At 63.2% G+C, this 19564-nt stretch carries 15 protein-coding genes and 1 riboswitch; of the genes, 9 read left to right on the top strand and 6 right to left on the bottom strand.

The annotated features are described in order from the left end of the window. The first annotated feature begins 18 nt into the window (after positions 1 to 18). A complete protein-coding gene (locus U5A58_RS35455; protein WP_321964858.1) occupies positions 19 to 1875 on the top strand; it encodes an acyl-CoA dehydrogenase in 1857 nt (618 codons plus the stop codon). Between the two features lie 157 nt (positions 1876 to 2032). Here U5A58_RS35455 and U5A58_RS35450 read toward each other — a convergent pair whose 3' ends face one another. Further along, on the bottom strand, positions 2033 to 3004 hold the full coding sequence (locus tag U5A58_RS35450) for a LysR family transcriptional regulator (RefSeq protein WP_321964857.1): 972 nt from the start codon (positions 3002 to 3004) through the stop codon (positions 2033 to 2035). Positions 3005 to 3407: 403 nt separating this feature from the next. Between U5A58_RS35450 and U5A58_RS35445 the strand changes: the two genes are divergently transcribed. The 5 genes from U5A58_RS35445 to U5A58_RS35425 all read left to right on the top strand — a co-directional run bounded on the left by U5A58_RS35445 (position 3408) and on the right by U5A58_RS35425 (position 11060). Next, positions 3408 to 4562 (top strand): porin, encoded by a 1155-nt coding sequence (locus U5A58_RS35445; RefSeq protein WP_321964856.1) that lies wholly within the window; start codon positions 3408 to 3410, stop codon positions 4560 to 4562. 134 nt (positions 4563 to 4696) lie between these two features. After that, positions 4697 to 4909, top strand: coding sequence for a hypothetical protein (locus tag U5A58_RS35440; protein ID WP_321949387.1), 213 nt, complete (start codon positions 4697 to 4699; stop codon positions 4907 to 4909). 346 nt (positions 4910 to 5255) lie between these two features. After that, the gene (locus U5A58_RS35435; RefSeq protein ID WP_321964855.1) at positions 5256 to 6467 is read left to right on the top strand and encodes an efflux RND transporter periplasmic adaptor subunit; all 1212 of its coding nucleotides are present in this window, start codon (positions 5256 to 5258) and stop codon (positions 6465 to 6467) included. A gap of 3 nt (positions 6468 to 6470) precedes the next feature. Next, entirely contained in the window at positions 6471 to 9620 is a 3150-nt protein-coding gene (locus U5A58_RS35430) for a multidrug efflux RND transporter permease subunit (RefSeq protein WP_321964854.1), read from the top strand. A gap of 3 nt (positions 9621 to 9623) precedes the next feature. After that, positions 9624 to 11060 carry an efflux transporter outer membrane subunit gene (locus tag U5A58_RS35425; RefSeq protein WP_321964853.1) on the top strand — a complete coding sequence of 479 codons (1437 nt, stop codon included), beginning with the start codon at positions 9624 to 9626 and terminating at the stop codon, positions 11058 to 11060. Between the two features lie 143 nt (positions 11061 to 11203). Here the strand turns inward: U5A58_RS35425 and ugpB are convergent, their stop codons facing one another. The 4 genes from ugpB to U5A58_RS35405 all read right to left on the bottom strand — a co-directional run bounded on the left by ugpB (position 11204) and on the right by U5A58_RS35405 (position 14490). Further along, positions 11204 to 12496: a sn-glycerol-3-phosphate ABC transporter substrate-binding protein UgpB gene (ugpB, locus tag U5A58_RS35420; RefSeq protein ID WP_321916568.1), complete on the bottom strand. Its 1293-nt coding sequence runs from the start codon at positions 12494 to 12496 to the stop codon at positions 11204 to 11206. Between the two features lie 268 nt (positions 12497 to 12764). Further along, entirely contained in the window at positions 12765 to 13163 is a 399-nt protein-coding gene (locus tag U5A58_RS35415; protein WP_321964887.1) for a VOC family protein, read from the bottom strand. A gap of 47 nt (positions 13164 to 13210) precedes the next feature. Then, entirely contained in the window at positions 13211 to 13894 is a 684-nt protein-coding gene (locus U5A58_RS35410) for a class I SAM-dependent methyltransferase (protein ID WP_321964852.1), read from the bottom strand. Between the two features lie 365 nt (positions 13895 to 14259). Beyond that, positions 14260 to 14490, bottom strand: a complete 231-nt coding sequence (locus U5A58_RS35405; RefSeq protein ID WP_321964851.1) for a DUF4148 domain-containing protein — start codon at positions 14488 to 14490, stop codon at positions 14260 to 14262. 449 nt (positions 14491 to 14939) lie between these two features. Here U5A58_RS35405 and U5A58_RS35400 point away from each other — a divergent pair, with 449 nt between their 5' ends. Both U5A58_RS35400 and U5A58_RS35395 read left to right on the top strand, forming a co-directional pair. Next, positions 14940 to 16112 (top strand): porin, encoded by a 1173-nt coding sequence (locus U5A58_RS35400; protein WP_321964850.1) that lies wholly within the window; start codon positions 14940 to 14942, stop codon positions 16110 to 16112. Between the two features lie 62 nt (positions 16113 to 16174). Beyond that, positions 16175 to 16381, top strand: a riboswitch (yybP-ykoY riboswitch). 72 nt (positions 16382 to 16453) lie between these two features. Then, on the top strand, positions 16454 to 17452 hold the full coding sequence (locus U5A58_RS35395) for a sodium:calcium antiporter (protein WP_321916543.1): 999 nt from the start codon (positions 16454 to 16456) through the stop codon (positions 17450 to 17452). Positions 17453 to 17469: 17 nt separating this feature from the next. Here U5A58_RS35395 and U5A58_RS35390 read toward each other — a convergent pair whose 3' ends face one another. Continuing rightward, positions 17470 to 18558, bottom strand: coding sequence for an HPP family protein (locus U5A58_RS35390; RefSeq protein ID WP_321964849.1), 1089 nt, complete (start codon positions 18556 to 18558; stop codon positions 17470 to 17472). 564 nt (positions 18559 to 19122) lie between these two features. On the opposite strand from U5A58_RS35390, the gene U5A58_RS35385 reads away from it, so the two are divergent. After that, positions 19123 to 19512 carry a hypothetical protein gene (locus U5A58_RS35385; protein ID WP_321916547.1) on the top strand — a complete coding sequence of 130 codons (390 nt, stop codon included), beginning with the start codon at positions 19123 to 19125 and terminating at the stop codon, positions 19510 to 19512. Positions 19513 to 19564: the final 52 nt, after the last annotated feature.

The raw sequence follows: 19564 nt of genomic DNA, 5'->3' as shown, positions 1-19564 counted from the left end.
ATGCGAGACCGTTCCGCCATGTCGCTGATCCTTTCCCGCCGCGATCTGAACTTCCTGCTCTACGAATGGCTCGATGTCGAAAGCCTCACACGCATCGCGCGCTACGCCGACCATTCGCGCGAGACCTTCGACGCCGCACTCGACACGTGCGAGAAGATCGCCACTGACCTCTTCGCGCCGCACAACAAGAAGAACGATCAGCACGAGCCGCACTTCGACGGCGAAACGGTCACGATCATCCCCGAAGTGAAGACGGCGTTGAAGGCCTTCAGCGACGCGGGCTTGATGGCCGCGGGCCAGGACTATGAATACGGCGGCATGCAGTTGCCGCTCGTCGTCGAGAAAGCGGGCTTCGCGTGGTTCAAAGGTGCGAACGTGGGCACGAGCGCCTATCCGTTCCTTACCATCGGCAACGCGAACCTGCTGCTCGCGCACGGCAGCGCCAAACAGATCGACACGTTCGTGCGCCCCGAACTGGCAGGCCGCTACTTCGGCACGATGTGTCTTTCCGAGCCGCAGGCGGGCTCTTCGCTTTCAGACGTCGCCACGCGCGCCGACTTCGAATGCGACTCGCCGCTCGGCGCGCAATATCGTCTGCGCGGCAACAAGATGTGGATCTCGGGCGGCGAGCACGAGCTTTCCGAGAACATCGTGCACCTCGTGCTCGCCAAGATCCCGGGCCCCGACGGCAAGCTCATTGCGGGCGTCAAAGGCATCTCGCTTTTCGTCGTGCCGAAGTACCTCGTGAACGAGGACGGCTCGCGCGGTGAGCACAACGACGTCGTGCTCGCAGGCCTGAACCACAAGATGGGGTATCGCGGCACGACGAACTGCCTGCTGAATTTCGGCGAAGGCACGCAACACACGCCGGGCGGCCGGGCGGGCGCGATCGGTTATCTCGTGGGCGAACCGCATCACGGGCTCGCGTACATGTTCCACATGATGAACGAGGCGCGCATTGGTGTCGGCCTCGGCGCGACGATGCTCGGCTATACCGGCTATCTGCATGCGCTCGATTACGCGCGCAATCGTCCGCAAGGGCGTCCTTTGGGCGCGGCGGGCAAAGACCCGGCTTCGCCGCAGGTGAGGCTGGTCGAGCACGCCGACGTGCGCCGCATGCTGCTCGCGCAAAAGAGCTATGTGGAAGGCGCACTCGCGCTCAACCTCTGGTGCGCCAAACTCGTGGACGAAGCGAACGCGGCCAGCGCCGCCGAGCGCGAGCCGCTCTCGCTGCTCCTCGACCTGCTCACCCCCATTGCGAAGAGCTGGCCTTCGCAATGGTGTCTCGCCGCCAACGATCTCGCCATTCAGGTGCACGGCGGCTATGGCTACACGCGCGAGTACAACGTCGAGCAGTTCTATCGCGACAACCGTCTCAATCCGATTCACGAAGGCACGCACGGGATTCAGGGGCTCGACCTGCTCGGCCGCAAGGTCGTGATCAAGGACGGCGCCGCGCTCAAGATCTTCGTCGGGCGCGTGCAAGCCACACTCGAGCGCGCGCACGCTTCGGGCGCTGCCGACGACGCCGCCAACGCCCGCGCGCTCGCGGCCGCACTCGAGCGGCTCACGCAAGTCACGCGGCAGTTGTGGGCAGCAGGCGACCCGGCGGTGACGCTCGCCAATGCTTCGGTGTACCTGGAAGCGTTCGGCCACGTGGTCATGGCCTGGGTGTGGCTCGAACAGGCGCTCGTGGCGCGCACGGCGCTCGCCGCGCATGCGGGAACACGCGGTGAGGAGGAGGACTTCTATCGCGGCAAGCTCGCAGCGGCCGCGTATTTCTTCGCGTGGGAACTCCCGAAGACGGGCGCGCAATTCGACCTGCTTGCTTCACTCGATCGCACCACGCTCGACATGCGGGACGCCTGGTTCTGAAGCTACGATTGCCCCGGCACGCGCGTTCCAGGGGGACTCACCGGCCCCCTGCGACGGCCAGCTTTCTCCCATGAGAGCAACGATGGCAGCCGCAACTCAACTCGCGGGTCTATTGCGCTTGCACGACGCCCGTCACGCGGGACGTGTGCATTGGCCCTCACACTTCGCCGTGGGCGTGCGCACTCTGAAGCGAGCGATCGGCGATGGCGGGGTGGTTCGTCGAAGCAAGGGTAACCTCGAAATGCTCGAGCGCCAGATCGACGAAAGTGCGCACCTTCGCTGAAACATGCCGCCTTCCAGGATAAACGAGCGCTAACTCCTTGGCGCCTTCCCGGATTTCGTACTCGCGCAGCACGGGCACGAGCAGCCGGTTCTCGATGTCGTCCTTCACATAGGCTTCGGGCAGGATCGCCAGGCCCATATGCACCAGCGCCAGCTGGCGCAACATGATCATGTCGTTGACCGTGCAGCGCGGGTCGATGCTGATCGTCTCCTCCACTCCGGCTGCATTGACGAAGCACCATTCGCGCCCGTGAATCGCACGCGAAGGCGCGAGAAACCCGCGTAGCGGCAGTTGCGCCGGCGTGGCGGGCGCGCCGTACGTATCGAGATAGCCAGGCGACGCGACCACGACCGGGCGCAACGACGCAAGCGGCCGCCTGACCAGCGAACCGCTGCTCACCTGGCGCGACGTGAGAATGCCGACGTCAAAGCCGTCTTCAACGAGATCGACATTGCGATGGAGCAGCGTCAGGTCCACCTTCACTTTCGGATAGCGCTGACAGTAATTCATGACGAGTGGCGGCAATCCGACCAGCGAAAAGGAAGCGGACGCCACCAGCTTGAGCGTACCGCTCGGCTCCGACGACCCACCCCCGACCGACGACTCGATCGAGTCCATCAACTCGAGCATCTGACGGCATCCCTGCACATAAGCCCGGCCGTCCTCGGTCAGCGAGAGGCTGCGCGTGGTGCGATTGATGAGGCGCGTATTGAGGTGAGCTTCGAGCAGCGCTACGTAGCGCGTAACGGCGGCATTGGACAGATCGAGACTCGCTGCGGCCCGGCTGAAGGAGTTGTTCTCGGCAACCTTAAGAAAAACGCGCATTGCCTGCAGTTGATTCAACATGATTCTTCAGACTCTTTTGCTGATATTTCAGGAAATTAGAAAAAAGCATGATTTACCTCTTTCGGCCGAATTTGTTTTTTTACCAATTTAAACTTCTTAAGACAAATTACCTGTTGTGAAGCGACAACGCAAAATCGAATAGAAAGCGAAGCTAATTAGAGATATGAGCCAGGAAATTTCAGTCAAACGCTTGATGCCGCCCCATATACCCGCTTTTTATTCACATAATTTGAACATTAAATTCCCGTTTATCTGTAGTTCAATGATCAAATAAATCTTATATTTCGTTCGCGCTACATCGCCGCGATTTCCGATTCCGATCTCGATACCGGATTTTCAGAATAACCCCTGCGCGAAGTAGTCATTCTCCGATTAGTGATCAGATTCTGTAGGTAAATCACCCATGAAAAAGAAAACCCTGATTTTCGCAGCGGCTTGCGCAGCCTTTGCCGGCGCAGCACACGCCCAAAGCAGCGTCACGCTATATGGCCTCGTCGACGCAGGGCTGACATACGTGAGCAACGAGGTGGCATCGACTTCGGATATGACGCCCAGCGGTTTGTCGAACGGCAAGGCCATGTTCGGCCTGACCGGCGGCAATGTTCAGCAAAGCCGCTGGGGCCTGCGCGGCGTGGAAGACCTTGGTAGCGGACTCAAGGTCGTCTTCAACCTCGAAAGCGGCTTTGACGTGACTAACGGCAAGACCGCCGACAACTCGCTGTTCAATCGCCAGGCGGTGGTTGGTCTCGCGAGCGACTACGGCACGGTAACGATGGGCCGTCAGTACGATTCGATGGTCGACTACCTCGCGCCGATTTCCGCAACCGGCTCGTGGGGCGGCACCTACTTCGCCCACGTCGACGACGCCGACAACCTGAACGGCACGTTCAGCGTCAACAACTCGATCAAGTATCAAAGCCCGAACTATGCCGGGTTCTCGATGAACGGCATGTATGGCTTCTCGAACAAGGCAGGCGGCTTCGCCAGCAACCGCGCATATAGCGTGGGCGCTGGCTATACCTACGGCGGCCTGCAGGTTGCGGCAGCCTACCTGCAGTTGCAAGGCCTGAACTCCGGCAACACCAACGGCGCGCTGCAGAATGGCGCTGCCCTTGACCTCGGCATCCAGAATCAGCGTGTCTGGGGCCTCGGCGCCAACTATACGTTCGGTCCGGCGGTCATCGGCACCGTGTTCACGCAAACGCGCTTCCAGGACAAGGTTGCGGACATCTCCGTACGCTACAACAACTATGAGGTCAACGCGCGCTACAACTTCACGCCGGCCTTCTTCGTGGGCGCGGCCTACACGTACACGCAGAGTCTGCGCAACACCCCCGCCAGCGGCGACACGAACAACCGCGCCGCGCACTGGAATCAGTTCGGCCTGATGGCGGACTACTCGCTCTCCAAGCGCACCGACCTCTATGCCGAAAGCGTCGCGCAAATCGGCGCCAACAACCAGGTCGGCACAAACATGACCCAGATCAACGGCACAGACGCGCCCTCGGCGAGCAAGAGCCAGTACCTCGTGAGCGCGGGCATTCGCCACCGCTTCTAAGCGTCACGGCACCGGCGTAACGCGGCGAGTTGACGGCGGCTTGTAGCCGCCCTCCACTCGCCTTTCGCCGCCCGCGTGCGCCATCCCGGCTCCTACCCGCGATGGCGCACCTTCCAACCCTCCCGATTTGCACCATGAAGTTGAATTCAAAGAGGACTACGAACCTACAGGCAAAGGGTTCGGCGATCAAACGCGAAGTCACCGTGGCGTCACTGCTCACCACCACTGCGCGCGCGTGGAATCTGGTGGAAAAGCAGCAGGACGACACAACGCACCCTACCGCCCGGCATGGCTGGCCGCAGGTCTTCGACGCAGACGGCAAACGCGTCGTGATGCACCGGCCGTAGGTCACTTCGCGCGCGATGCGCAAGGTAAAGCGGAAACGACCTTTCACGAATTGGGTAAAGCACGTCCGGTCGGGCTATTGATGACGAAGGATCGAAAAGTCGACCTAAATTTAAGAATCGTCTCATTTCCTCCATCCAAATAATACGTTTCTAAAACATCCGCTGTCAGTCATTACGGTCGCTTATGACGATAAGCAAAGAACTCATTCTCGATTAGTTTCGAGATGCAGCAATCTTCATTTATTTTTCACCTTTCCTCCCGATACGCACCGTTAACCTCTTGTTGCCATTTCCAGTCAGATGGAAATGAAGCAATTCGCGGCGGTACGCCCACGTAAAAAACTCAATGATTCGACCATTTCATTACGCTTTAGCCAGCGTCACACTCGGGCTCTGTCTCGGTATCAGTGCGTGTCATAAGGCCAAGCCCCCCGAGAGCGCCCTGCCGACCGCAAACGTCGACGCCATGACGGTCGCGCTGCGCGAGGTGCCGGTAGCTTTCGAATATGTCGGCCAGACCGAAAGCTCGCAGCAGGTCGAAATCCGCTCGCGCGTAAACGGCTTTCTCGAAAGGCGTGTGTATCAGGAAGGCACGCTGGTGCACGAAGGCGACGTGATGTTCGTCATGGACCGCAAGCCCTACCAGGCCGCGCTCGAGGCCGCGCAGGCCGAGTACGCACAACAGCAGGCACGGCTCGAGACAGCGCAGGCCAACCTCGACCGCGTGCGCCCGCTCGCCGCGAAGAACGCGCTGAGCCAGAAGGACCTCGACGATTCGATCGGCCAGCAACGTGCCGCGGCCGCCGCGCTCGAACAGGCCCGCGCGAACGTCACGAGCGCAAAGCTCAATCTCGGCTATACGACGATTACCGCGCCAGTGACCGGGTTATCGAGCTTCGCGAAAAAGCAGGACGGCTCGTACATCGACGCCTCCAACAGCCTGCTCACCTACGTGGCCAAGCTCAATCCCATGTGGATCAACTTCTCGCTTTCCGAGAACGAGATGCTCGACATGCGCACGCAAACGCGCAACGGTACCCTCAAGCTTCCCGCGCGTGGCCAGCTCGAAGTGGAAATCGTGCTCGCCGACGGCAGCGTCTATCCAGAACGTGGACATATCTCCTTTACCGACGCATCGCTGAGCGAGGAAACCGGCACCTATCTGATCCGCGCTGTCGTGACGAACCCGGGCGGCTCGCTGCGTCCCGGCCAGTTCGTGCGTGTGCGCCTGATCGGCGCGGTGCGCCCAAACGCGATCGCCGTGCCGCAAAACGCCGTGCAGCAAGGGCCGCGAGGCGCGTTCGTCTGGACCGTCGACAAAGACAGCAAGGCACAGCAGCGCGCGGTCGAAACCGGCCAGTGGAACGGCAATGCCTGGATCATTCAGTCCGGCCTGCATGCCGGAGATCACGTGATCGTCGACAACACGTTGCGGCTCATGCCGGGCGCGCCGGTCAAGGAGCATCCCGTGAGCGCGCCGGCAGCGAGCGCGCCCAGCGCTGGCAGCGCCGCTGCTGGAGCCGCCCCCGCGTCCGGCACGCACGCCGCGGGAGGCTGAGCGATGAAGTTCTCGCATTTCTTCATCGACCGGCCGATCTTCGCCTCGGTGATCTCGATCATTCTCGTGGTCGCGGGTCTCGTGGCGATGTTCAATCTGCCGATTGCTCAGTTCCCCGATATTTCGCCGCCGCAGATCACGGTCAGCACGAGCTACCCCGGCGCGAACGCCGACATCGTCGCGCAGAACGTGGCCGCTCCCATCGAGCAGCAGGTCAACGGCGCGGACAACATGATGTACATGAGTTCGTCGAGCTCCTCGACGGGCGACATGACGCTCACCGCCTATTTCAACATCGGCACCGATCCTTCGCTCGCGCAGGTGGACGTGCAAAATCGCGTGAACCTCGCGATGCCCAACTTGCCCGACGCCGTAACGTCACAGGGTGTGCAGGTGCAGAAGCGCTCGTCGGCATTCATGATGGTGATCGCAGTCTATTCGCCTGAGAACGCCTACAGCCAGGATTACGTGGCGAACTACGCGAACGTCTATGTGCTCGACGCGCTCAAGCGCATTCCCGGCGCGAACCAGGCGGCCATTCTCGGCTCGGCGGACTACGCCATGCGTATCTGGCTCAAGCCCGACCGCATGGCGCGACTCGGCATTACCGTATCCGACGTGCAGAACGCGATCAGCGAGCAGAACCAGCAGTTCGGGGCGGGCCGTCTCGGCCAGGCGCCGACCCAGGGACCGGTGAACCAGACTTTCCCCGTTGCCACCAAGGGCCACCTCACCGAGCCCGCCGAGTTCGACAACATCATCCTGCGCGCGGGCACCAGCAATGACGCGTCGCTCGTGCGCCTGAAGGACGTCGGTCACGCGGAACTGGGCGCGAAGGACTACACGCTGCGCGGCCGCTACAACGGCAAGACCGCCACGCTGATCGCCGTGTATCAGCAGCCGGGCGCGAACGCGTTGCAGGTGGCCAAGCAGGTGCGGCAAACGCTCAATGACCTCAACAAGAGCTTCCCGCCTGGACTCAAGTACGACATCGCGCTCGACACGACCGAGTTCGTGCACGAGTCGATCATGGAAGTCGTGAAGACCCTGCGCGACGCCGTGATCCTCGTGATCATCGTGGTGTTTCTGTTCCTGCAGAGTTTTCGCGCGACGCTCGTGCCGCTTCTGGCGGTGCCGGTGTCGATCATCGGGGCGTTCGTCGGCATGCTGGCGTTCGGCTTCTCGATCAACATGCTCACGCTGTTCGGCATGGTGCTCGCCATCGGCATCGTGGTGGACGACGCGATCGTCGTGCTCGAGAACGTCGAGCGCAACATGACGGAGTTCAAGCTCGCGCCGCGAGAAGCCGCCAAACGCGCCATGGACGAGGTCAGCGGGCCGGTCGTTGCGATCGTGCTCGTGCTGCTCGCGGTGTTCATTCCGGTGGCGTTTCTCTCCGGCATCACGGGCCAGCTCTACAAGCAGTTCGCGGTAACGATCGCGGTCTCGGTGGTGCTCTCGGGCATCGTCGCGCTCACGCTCTCGCCCGCACTCGCGGCCATCGTGCTCAAACCGGGCGAGCAGAAGAAGAACCGCTTCTTCCGCTGGTTCAATGACAAGTTCGAGCGGCTCACCGAGGGCTATGGCAGCTGGGTGCAGACCGCCATCCGGCGCGTGACGCTTTCCATCGCGCTGATCGCCGTCATGCTGATCGCGACAGGCGGCCTCTTCAAGCACATTCCCTCGTCGTTCGTCCCGGTCGAGGATCAGGGCTATCTGCTCGGCGCGGTGGTCATGCCCGATGCGGCGAGTCTCGACCGCACCGGCGACGTCTCGAAGAAGGCGGAGGACTGGTTCGCGAAGCAGCCGGCCGTGAGCGCGGTGGCGGCGCCGATCGGCTACAGCCTGATCGACTCGCAGTACAAGGCCAATGCCGGCACGCTCTTCATCGCGCTCAAGGGCTTCAAGGAGCGCGGCGAGAACGGCAGCGCGCAGGACCTGGTGCTTGCCGCCAACAAGGCGTTCGCCGGGTTCAAGGACGGCGTGGTCGTCACGCTCAGTCCACCCTCCATTCCAGGCCTCGGCACGACGGGTGGCTTCCAGTTCTGGCTGCAAAGCACAGGCGACGGCTCTTATCAGCAGCTTGAAGACAAGGTGCGCGAATTCATCGCCCGGGCGAAGAAGAATCCGGTGTTGCGCGGCGTGAACTCCACCATCAACTCGCGCTCGCGCCAGCTGCTCGTGGAAGTGGACCGCGAGCGCGCGGAATCGCTCGGCGTGGCCGTGCAGGACGTCTACACCGCGCTGCAGACGATGTTCGGGTCCTCGTACGTGAGTCAGTTCCCCAAGGGCAGCCGCCTCTTCCAGGTGATCGTGCAGGCCGAGCCGCAGTACCGCACGCAGCCTGAGGATATCCAGCAGCTCTATGTGCGCAATCACAGCGGGCAGATGGTGCCGATCAAGGCCGTGACGACCTTCCGCTTCGTGCCGGGCTCCGACATCGTCACGCGTTTCAACAACTTTCCCGCAGCGCAGATCATCGGCGACGCGGCGCCAGGCCACAGTTCGGGCGAGGCGATCGCGGCGATGGAGCAGATCGCGAAGGAAACGCTGGGCGAAGGCTACAGCTACGCATGGAGCGGGCAGTCCTATGAGGAGAAGACGGCGGGCTCCACTGCTGGGCTCGTGTTCGGCTTTGCGTTGCTCATGGTGTTCCTGATCCTTGCGGCGCAGTACGAAAAATGGTCGCTGCCGGTTGGCGTGCTGCTGGCCGTGCCATTCGCGGTCTTCGGCGCGCTGGTGGGCATCCTGCTGCGCGGCATGGAAGACGATGTGTACTTCCAGATCGGCCTGACCGTGCTGATCGCGCTCGCGGCGAAGAACGCCATTCTGATCTTCGAGTTCGCTGTGGAAATGCGCGAGAAGGAAGGGCTCTCACCATTCGACGCGGCGGTGAAGGCCGCGAAAATGCGCCTGCGGCCGATCATGATGACCTCGCTCGCGTTCATTCTCGGCTGTATCCCGCTCGCCATCGCGAGCGGCGCATCGGCGGCGAGCCGGCGCTCACTCGGCACGGGCGTGGTGTTCGGCATGCTCGGCGCCACGCTGATCGCGCTCTTCTTCATCCCCATGTTCTTCTGGGGCCTCGAAACGCTTTCCGAACGCGGCAAGCGCAACACCACGACGCCTACGGCGCCGTCACAGGAGGGTTGAGCGATGAAAAGCCGTATGCGTTGCGCGCTGCGCCCTCTTGCACTGATCGTGAGCGTGGCCAGTCTCGGCGGCTGCGCGGTAGGGCCCGACTATCACCGCCCCGCGGTGGAAACGCCCTCGTCCTACCGTTACGCCTCGCCGCAGGCCGAGGCAGTCGACGCCTCGCTCGAGTGGTGGCGCCAATTCAACGACCCTGTGCTCGATGACCTGATTGCGAAGGCGATCGTACAGAACAAGGATCTCTTGATCGCCGCCGCGCGGGTCGAGGAGTTCTACGGCCGCTATGTCACGACGCGCGCGGGACTGTTTCCGCAAATCGGTGTGAACTTCGATCCGACACGCAGCCGCGGCGTGCCGGCGGCCGGCTTCGCGCCGGTGGTCGGCAACCAGTTCCAGCTGAACGGCACGGTCTCCTGGGAACTCGACCTGTTCGGCCGGCTGCGCCGCATGACCGAGGCCGCGCGCGCCGACTATCTCGGCACGCAGGCCGCGCAGCAGGCCACGCGCATCGCCATCATTTCGAACGTGGCGACGTCGTATCTGCAACTGCGCGACTACGACAACCAGTTGCAGATCGCGCAGGCCACGCTCGCGAGCCGCAAGGGGTCGCTCGATCTGTTCGAGGAGCGCTTTGCCGGTGGAGTCGTGTCGAAGGTGGATTTGAGCCAGGCACGTTCGGAGTACGAGTCGGCGCAGACTTCGGTGTTCAGCATCCAGCAGCAGATCGCGCAGCAGGAGGACGCGATTTCGCTGCTGCTCGGCCAGAATCCCGGCCCGATTCCACGCGGCAAGGCGATCAACGCCCTGAGCGCGCCGGCCATTCCCTCGGGGTTGCCTTCCACCTTGCTGGAGCGCCGCCCCGATATTCTCCAGGCCGAGCAAACGCTCATTGCGGCGAACGCGCAGATCGGCGCGGCGCGCGCGCAGTACTTCCCCGACATCTCGCTCACTGGCATGTTCGGCGCGGCGAGCACCGCGCTATCCGGCCTCTGGATGGGGCCCGCGCGCGTATGGTCGTTCGCGGGCGCGGTCACGCAACCCATCTTCAAGGGCGGCGCGATCGCGGGTTCCGTGCATCAGGCCGAGGCGGCGCAGCAAGAGGCGCTCTTCAGCTACGAGAAGACGATCCAGCAGGCATTTGCCGATGTCGAGAACGCGCTCGTGGGCGCGGCGCGCACGCGCGATCAGCTCGATGCGACCACGCGGCAAGTGAGCGCGCTTACGGAGTATGCGGGGCTTTCGCGCGACCTCTATGAAGGCGGCTACACGAGTTACCTGGAAGTGCTCGACGCGGAACGCAGCCTCTTCAATGCGCAGTTGCAGCAGTCACAGCTTCAGGATCAGCGGCTCGCGGAGATCGTGAACCTGTACAAGGCGCTGGGCTACGGCTGGAATCCGCCTGCGCCGTCCGCTGCGAACGGCAGCGCGAAGCCGTCGTAGTCATGGCGGCGCGGCAGTCCAACGCCGCGCCAAAAAGCAAAGCGCCCCAAAAGGCGGGACTGAAGTCCGCCGTTTGGGGCGCTGCGCGACGCCTCGCGCGAAGGCACCGCATCACATCACTTCAACTCACGAGCCCACGCGCCTCAGTTCGCCGCCTGCTGCTCGAAGCGCCGGAGCAGTTCGTTGCCGCGCGAATTGGCCGAGTCGAGCGCCTGTTGCGGCGTCTTGGCGCCCGTCCACACCTGTTCGAGTTCTTCGTCGACGACGGTGCGGATCTGCGGCATGTTGCCAAGGCGCAGGCCCTTGGTCCACGGCAGCGGCGGCTTGTTGAGCATCTGCTTCGTGGCCGTGTCGGCGCCCGGGTGCGACGCGTAGAAGCCCTGTTGCTGCGTGAGTTCGTACGCGGCCTTCGTGACCGGCAGATAGCCCGTGTCCTGATGCCATTTCGCGGCCACGGCCGGCGAGCTCAGATACGCGAGGAACTTCGCCACGCCCTTGTAGACCTCGGGGTTCTTGCCGCCCAGCACCCACAGGCTCGCCCCGCCGATGATGGCGTTCTGCGGCGCGCCCTTCACGCTCGGGTCGTACGGCATCATGCCAGTGCCGAACTTGAACTTTGCGTATTGCTGGACGTTCGCGAGCGCACCCGACGATCCCATCATGATCCCGCAGTCGCCGCTATAGAACTTGGCGTTCGCCTCGTCCTTGCGCCCCACGTACGTGAACGTACCCTGCTTCGCCATGTCCTGCAGGAAGGCGATATGCGCGACCTGCAGCGGCTTGTTGATTTCGAGCTGTGCGTCGAGGCCGTCGAAGCCGTTGTTGCGCGTCGCGATCGGCGCGCCGTGCCACGCGCTGTAGTTCTCGATCTGGATCCAGCCCTGCCAGCCCGTGGTGAACCCGCAGCTCATGCCCGAGGCCTTGAGCTTCGCGGCAGCCGCAGCGACTTCGGGCCAGGTCTTCGGCGGCGCGTCGGGAAGGCCGGCCTTCTTGAAGGCGTCGCGGTTGTAGTAGAGCACCGGCGTCGAGCTGTTGAACGGCATCGAGACGAGATGGCCCGTCTTCGCGTCGCTGTAGTAACTCGCGATCGTCGGCACGAAGCCCTTTTCGTCGAGCGGCACGCCGGCGGTCTTCATCACGTCGTACACGGGCAGCACGGCCTTTTTCGCGTTCATCATCGTGGCGGTGCCGACTTCGTACACCTGCAGGATGGCGGGCGCGTCGCCGCTGCGATAGGCCGCGATGCCGGCAGCGAGCGTCTGGTCGTAGGTGCCCTTGAACACGGGCACGATCTTGTATTCGCTCTGCGACGCGTTGAACTGCTGCGCGATCTCATTCACGCGCTGGCCGAGTTCGGACTCCATGGCGTGCCAGAACTGGATTTCGGTGGCGGCATGCGCGGCTTGTGCGCTGCCGGCCAGCACCACGGCGGCCATCAGCGTGCGCAAGCGGCCACGCGAACCTGCGCGTTGTATATCGTGCTTTTTCATCTGGGTCTTCTTCCTGTTATTGATCGTTGTCCCGGCAGATGCGCGCGATGACGCGCGGCTCGGGACTTTGGTTCAGGACTTCGATTTTCGACTTCGATACACCGGGCCGCCCACCGGCGCTCGTTCACGCGCGCGCACGGCACCCTCGGCCCAAGGCAGGGCAAGGGTAGCACAGCGAATGGGACGCCCGTGTGATGGCGCGTGCGGCGGCGTGTCAGCTGCCCACGGGATCGTGGCAACAGACGCAGAGCTTGTTGCCTTCAGGATCGCGAAAGTACGCGCCGTAGTAGTTCGGGTGATAGTGCGGACGCAGGTCCGGCGCGCCCTCGTCGGAGCCGCCGTGTGCGAGCGCAGCGGCATAAGCGGCGTCGACTGCCGCGCGTGAAGGCGCGAGCAGCGCGATCATCTGGCCGTTGCCGGGCTGCGCCGGGTTGCCGTCCCACGGCCGACCCACCAGGAAGAGCGGGCGCAGCACGCCCGGTTCCATCCAGCCCGCCCAAGGGTAGTCGGGCTCACTGAATTTCAACTCGAAGCCCAGCGCCTGCATGAGTGGGGAATAGAACGCAAATGCCTGCTCAAAATCGTTCACGCCGGTATAGACGTGAGACATCATCGCCATCGTCTCTGCCTCCTGGTTTGCGGCCCCGCTTGGGGGCGGTGTCAGCCGCGCCGTTGCGCCACGAACAGCACTGAAGCGGGTTTGCCGCTGCGCGGGTCGAGCGGTTCGCGCAGCGCACGCAGGGCGAGGCCGCTCGCATCGAGCAACGCGATCCAGCTTTCCAGCGTGCGAAAGTACCACGGCGGCGCGTCGCGAAACGCAGGGCTGAATCCGGCCCACGATCCGGCGCGCCAGCCATCGACATAGGGTTCATCGGCGCATGCCATGAGCGGATGCAGCGTCTGCACGATGAGCGTGCCGTGCGGCTCCAGCAACGCGGGCACCGCGCGCAGCAGGTCATCCACGCAGGTCGCGCCAATGAGCGAAAAATTGCACACCACCGCGTCGGCACGGCAGTCTAGCGCACCTTGCGCGATCTGCTCGTAGGTTAGCAGACGGCAGTCCGCGAGCCCCGCCTCACGCGCGGCCTCCACGAGTGCGGGCACCGCGTCCACGCCTGTGACCGCGATGCCGCGGCGCGCGAGCGCCAGCGCGAGCCAGCCTTCGCCGCAGCCGAGATCGATCACGCTGCGCGGCGAGCGCGCAAGCACAGCGTCGAGCACTGCTGCATCCGTCGCGAGGCGCCGGCTCGCGATCTCGCCGCCGCGCACGGCAGCGATCCAGGGCGTCGCGTTGCGCTGCCACGATGCGAGAACTTCGGCGTCGGTGCGGATATCGCGATTCATGGGTCTCCTGTTCAGCGCGGATGGCGGATGTGCCGCGCAAACGCGTATTATGCGCGCCGCTGGAGACCCGTAGCGGCGCGCGAACACGGCAGCGCAAAGACCAGCCGCGAGAACTACGAACCGAAGAACGGCACGCAAAAGCCGGCCGGGCCGACGCAATCGCCGGGGCCGTTGGGCTGCGGATGCAGGTTCGCGCATCCGGAGAAGGCCGCAGCGACCGTAACGCACAGCGCGGCGCGCAACACATAAGAAAGAACGCGTGATTTCATGAACGGGATGGAATGAGCCGACATTGACTGGCCGCGGTGCGAAGTTCCGTCACGACGCGCGGCCTGTTTCGCCGCGACGCAATTGCGCGAGCGGCGTCAGTGATGCGCGTACAGCGTTCGATCGAGCGTCTGGAGTTGTCCGTCGCGCTCGGCGTGCACGAGTTCGTGGCGCACCTGTGCGCGCGTGACCGGCGCGTCGGTCTGCCGGACTTGTGCGCTCGCCAACTGCTGCGCGGGTGCTTGTGGTGCGCTCGCCGCCTGTGCATGCGCGAGCGCCGATATCGACAGCATGATCGCGACGCACGCGCCGCTCCGGAATATCTTCACCTCGTTTCTCCTGTGCGGCCTCGCGGCCGGGGTCATCGGTCAGGGCCGCAAGCGTTGAGCGCTCCGGCATCGAGTCGCGTTGCGGCTCGTGAGGCAAGGATAGAGGCGCGACTTTCGCCAAACATCCGCACGAAAATGAAGAAATATTTAACCAGAGACCTGCCAATACCGGCTTCGATATTTATTTAGGCCTTCTTATCAATCACAGAAATTTGCCGCGAAAAAACAACGCCGGTACACGCAACGGCCTTGTGATGCCGAACTGGCGGTGCATTGGCGCTCATGCGCTTTCTGAAACTCAGTCTTTCCGTTTTTCAAATTCGTCCATGCAGGGCGATACGCATAATCGCCGCTGAATTTCGGGGCGCCGGCCCGCATCGTGTCTTCACGTGCCTTCGCGCGCCGCGAATTCACTCTCACCTACGCCACTCATCAACGAAGATCATTCAATGAAAAAAACCGCTCTCGCCGCCGCTTTTACGCTGGCAACCTTCGCCTCCATCGCCCACGCGCAAAGCAGCGTGACGCTCTACGGCTCGCTCGACACCTCCGTTGCCTGGTTCGGCAACCAGCAAGGCAAGAACGGCTCGGGCGGCACGTTCCAGATGATGTCCGGCAACCTGTCGCCGAACCTCTGGGGCCTGCGCGGCACAGAGGATCTCGGCAACGGTCTTTCGGCGATCTTCAAGCTCGAAAGCGGCTTCAATATCGACAACGGCAAGCAGAACCAGGGCGGTCGTCTCTTCGGCCGCACGGCGATGGTCGGCCTGAATTCGAGCGCCGCCGGCGCCGTCACGCTCGGCCGCCAGTACGATCCGCTCATCGACTTGCTGCAGCCGCTCACCAACGACGGCGCCTTCGGTTCCGCATTCGCCACGCCGGGCGACATGGACAACTACGACAACAGCTACCGCACGAGCAACTCGATCAAGTACGCGAGCCCTAACTTCGGCGGCCTGCAAATGAGCGCGATGTACGCGTTCGGCGGCCAGCCCGGCAGCACCGGCGCGGGACAGACGTGGGCCGTGGCGGCCGCTTACAACCATGGTCCGTTCGGCTTCGGCGCGGGCTACTTCAAGGCCAACAGCAACGGCGGCACGGCCGCGACGTTCGACGGCCTGAATCCGAACACCGATGTGAACGTGGATTCCACCGCCATTACGGGCGGCTTCGTCTCCGCAAACTCGCTGCAGATCATTCGTGCAGCCGGCGACTACACGTACGGGCCGGTAACGGCAGGTCTCGCGTACAGCAACGTCGAATACGCGAACTATCAGAGCGCGGCCGGCGCGAACAGCAACACGAAGTTCAACACGGGCCAGGCCTTCATCAACTATCAGGTCACGCCGGTCGCGCTCGTGGGCTTCGGCTACAACTACACGAAGGGTCACGGCAACGGCGTGGACGCGAGCTACAACCAGTTCAGCCTCGGCGGCGACTATTTCCTCTCCAAACGCACCGACATCTACGTGCTCGCGGGCTACCAGAAGGCTTCGGGCAAGACGATCGATGCGGGGACGGGCGAACTCGTCAACGCGGTCGCCTCGTTCGGCGACTTCGGCAACGATGCGACCAACGACAAGCAGGCCATGGCGATGGTCGGCCTGCGTCACAAGTTCTAATTGGCATCGAGCGGCGAGTGCGCCGGAAAATCGCTCGCTGCCATGAACTTCGGCTATAATCGCCCCCTGTCTTAGGGGAGTAGTCTGCAACGCCATCCTCGGCGTTGCGCCGCCGTCAACATAATTGGTGCCCCTGCACCATGGCGTCGGCAGCCGTATTGCAAGTTGCTGCAGCGAATCGCTGCAAAGCGCGGCCTGACGAGACCTATGACGTTTTCCCTTTCACCCGGGCCGGGCGAAGGGAAGCGTCATGGTTTCGGTGCCCGGCTCGCACAATACGGCAAAACAATGACTCGTCTCGCCCCGCATCACCTTCTCATTTGCGCCACGGAGCGTTCGTCATGATCTTGACGTTCGCCCTGCTCGTTGCCTCGGCCGGCATTATCTATTTGTCCTGCGAGACCTTCGTCAATAGCGTCGAGTGGCTCGGTCAAAAGCTCAAGGTCACGCAGACGGCCACCGGCACGATCCTCGCCGCGTTCGGCACGGCGTTGCCCGAGAGCGTGGTCACGCTCGTTGCAGTCGCTTTCGGTGGGGACCCTGCACACAAGGAAATTGGCGTGGGCGCCGCGATTGGCGGGCCGCTCGCGCTCAGCACGATCGCCTATGCCGTAGTGGGCGTCGCGCTGCTCGCCACCGCGAAGCGCGTGGGCCGCGAGCGCGCTACCACAGTCGATGTGAATACGCGCCGCCTGCGCCGCGACCAGCTCTGGTTCCTTGCGATCTTCGTCGCGAAGATCGCGCTCGGGCTCGTGCTGTTCAGCTTCAAGCCGCTACTGGGCATCGCGTTTCTCGCGGCCTACGCCTTCTACTGCTGGAAGGAGCTTTCCGCCGAAGACAGCGGCGAAGTGGAAGGCGATCTCGAGCCGCTCAAGCTGCGCCCACACGACGAGAATCCGGCCATGGTGTGGATTCTGCTGCAGACGCTCGGTGCGCTCGCGGTGATCTTCGCGGCCTCGCATCTGTTTGTGCAGCAAATCAGCGCCGTGGGGCCGTGGCTCGGCCTGAGCCCGCAGTTGACCGCCGTGTTGTTCAGCCCGATCGCAACCGAACTGCCCGAGATCATGAACGCGATCATCTGGGTGCGTCAGGGCAAGGAGCGCCTCGCGCTTGCGAACATCAGCGGCGCGATGATGATTCAGGCCACGATTCCCACGGCGTTCGGCCTCTTCTTCACGCCGTGGCATCTCGGCACGCCTTCGATTCTTGCGGCCGTGACGACCATGGTCGCCATTCTGTTTCTGCAGTGGGCGTTTCGTGCGCCGAAGGTGCGCAGCCGTCAGCTCACGCATGTCGGCTGGCTCTATGTGGTGTTCGCGGCGTTGCTGTTCGTGGTTTGACGCAGTTCTGAGCTACCTCAGGCCGCAGCGGCGGCCTGGGCGGCGCCCGCATGGTGATGAAGCCAGCGGATCATGTCCGAATGCCTGACCACGCCAACGAGCCGCCTCGCGTCGTCCATGACGGGAATGTCGTGATAGGCGTGCTCGATGAAGATCGGCACCAGATGCGCGAGCGGCGTGGCCCGATGGACCGCGTGCACGCCGGCCGCCATCACCGCCTCGACCGTTTCCTCCACGCGCGCCGACTCGCGCAGCACCGCGCGGCGCAGCGTGTTCCAGAATCGCTCAAAGCCGGCCGCCGGCACGAGATCGCCGAGCGCGTGATGCGTGACGACGCCAACCACGCGGTCCATGGCGTCGACCACGGGCAGCGTCGAAGCGCCGTGGCGGCGGAACATGTCGTGCGCCGCCCGCGCCCCCATTGTTGCGGGCACAGCGGGACAGCCAATCGACATGATTTCCTCACAAGTTAGTTGTTCGAACGATTTTTGCGGAACGTTCAGCGGCTGCAGTCGATGTGGCGAGAGCGCAGCAAGCGGCATGGCAGCGGCTTGCTGCGGAGCACGAAACGCGGCGCGCGGATAGCGGTGTCCGGTCAGCGCGTGGAAGGCGAGCGCAGCGCTCAGCAAGGCGAAGGACTGGAACGCGATCGGCGCAAGCACGAAGTGAAAGCCGAGTGCGTGCACAGCGGGACCGCCGAGCACGGCCGTGAGCGCGACCGCGCCTGAAGGCGGATGTACGCAGCGGCACAGGAACATCGCGCAGATCGCGAGCGCCACGGCGACGGAAGCCGCCGCGACGGGCGACGCGATCCATTGCGCGCACGCCACGCCCACCAGCGCGGAGACGAAGTTGCCGCCAAGAATCGACCACGGCTGCGCCAGCGGGCTGTCCGACGCGCCGAAGAGCAGCACCGCGGAGGCGCCCATGGGCGCCACGAGCAACGGAATATCGCCCGCCGCGCCGAATATCAAATGGGTTGCGAGCCCAGCGAACGCGATGCCGATCAACGCCCCGCCGCAGCGCCGCCCGCGTTCGCGCCATGGCGGCGCAGCCGGGTTGGGCACGAAACTCGTCAGCCATTCGATGAGCGTGGCGCGGGTCATAGCGGGGCTTGCTGGTCGGTATGTCAGCCAGAATACCGACACCCGCCGAATATCAACAATTGATATTTCTGAGCGCATATATAATTCATTCTGTATGCATGTTTGGAGCCGCCACGTCAGTCAGTGTGCCTGTGCGCTGGCCTTGGAGGGCTTGCGGGCTGCCTAGTCAGTGCCGCCGCCCCGAGTGCCAGCCTTTCGGACAGGGCAATCGATGGCTGTGAATTACTTTGGACTGCCATGCTTGTTCACCATCCGGTGACCGTTGCGATGATTGGCATTCTGCTTTTCATTGCAGCGTTTCTTATCGGCAGGCGCAATAATCACGCGCCGCTATTGCGCAAACAGCACGTATAAGAATGAACGCACGCATCGCGAGGCATGACAGGATGGCCATCCGGCTGCCCGGACGATTAACACGCGCACTGCACACAACGCCACCATGACAGGAAAGCGAATCGTCGCTTTCTAAATTTGTTTTCATCTGGAGTGCGCCGCAACTTAAATCATGCGTTCCGATTGGGCACCGATAATGCCTTCCAGTTTCAGCACTGCGAGGAACGCATTATGCAAAAGCCGATGTCGATCGAACTCGTCAACGAATACGGCCAGCACGCGGTTTGTGTGAAGATAGGCTCTCAGGTTGCGCTGCTCGACACGCCCGATGTCGATGGCCTGATCGAAGAACTCAGCAAGCTGCGCGCGCACATGCAGCCTGCGGTACCCGAGCAGCCATTGCGCTCGCATCAATACGTGCTCGAGATCGATCCGTGCTGGTACACGGAACGCAATCCCCTTTTCGACGGCACCGTCGTGTTTCTGCGCCATACCGGTCTCGGCTGGGCGGGTTTCGCAATTCCCACCGAAAGCGCGCATCGCCTCAAGGCCGCGCTCTCGGCGCACGAAGCCGCCGCGCAGCGCGACGCGCAGGTCTTCGCGCAAGCACTGCCTAATTAGGCGCGCTCCGCGCCGCTTCATTCTTCCCGTCCGATCACGCATGCAGCGTGTA

Origin of the sequence: Paraburkholderia sp. J7 (assembly GCF_905220155.1) — a bacterium.
Lineage (GTDB): Bacteria > Pseudomonadota > Gammaproteobacteria > Burkholderiales > Burkholderiaceae > Paraburkholderia.
This window is presented reverse-complemented; position numbering and strand designations above follow the sequence as displayed.

Coding starts and splice junctions, on each gene's coding strand:
- U5A58_RS35455 (WP_321964858.1), top strand. CDS start 19: ATGTCGCTGATCCTTTCCCGCCGCGATCTGAACTTCCTGCTCTACGAA.
- U5A58_RS35450 (WP_321964857.1), bottom strand. CDS start 3,004: ATGTTGAATCAACTGCAGGCAATGCGCGTTTTTCTTAAGGTTGCCGAG.
- U5A58_RS35445 (WP_321964856.1), top strand. CDS start 3,408: ATGAAAAAGAAAACCCTGATTTTCGCAGCGGCTTGCGCAGCCTTTGCC.
- U5A58_RS35440 (WP_321949387.1), top strand. CDS start 4,697: ATGAAGTTGAATTCAAAGAGGACTACGAACCTACAGGCAAAGGGTTCG.
- U5A58_RS35435 (WP_321964855.1), top strand. CDS start 5,256: ATGATTCGACCATTTCATTACGCTTTAGCCAGCGTCACACTCGGGCTC.
- U5A58_RS35430 (WP_321964854.1), top strand. CDS start 6,471: ATGAAGTTCTCGCATTTCTTCATCGACCGGCCGATCTTCGCCTCGGTG.
- U5A58_RS35425 (WP_321964853.1), top strand. CDS start 9,624: ATGAAAAGCCGTATGCGTTGCGCGCTGCGCCCTCTTGCACTGATCGTG.
- ugpB (WP_321916568.1), bottom strand. CDS start 12,496: ATGGCCGCCGTGGTGCTGGCCGGCAGCGCACAAGCCGCGCATGCCGCC.
- U5A58_RS35415 (WP_321964887.1), bottom strand. CDS start 13,163: ATGATGTCTCACGTCTATACCGGCGTGAACGATTTTGAGCAGGCATTT.
- U5A58_RS35410 (WP_321964852.1), bottom strand. CDS start 13,894: ATGAATCGCGATATCCGCACCGACGCCGAAGTTCTCGCATCGTGGCAG.
- U5A58_RS35400 (WP_321964850.1), top strand. CDS start 14,940: ATGAAAAAAACCGCTCTCGCCGCCGCTTTTACGCTGGCAACCTTCGCC.
- U5A58_RS35395 (WP_321916543.1), top strand. CDS start 16,454: ATGATCTTGACGTTCGCCCTGCTCGTTGCCTCGGCCGGCATTATCTAT.
- U5A58_RS35390 (WP_321964849.1), bottom strand. CDS start 18,558: ATGACCCGCGCCACGCTCATCGAATGGCTGACGAGTTTCGTGCCCAAC.
- U5A58_RS35385 (WP_321916547.1), top strand. CDS start 19,123: ATGCAAAAGCCGATGTCGATCGAACTCGTCAACGAATACGGCCAGCAC.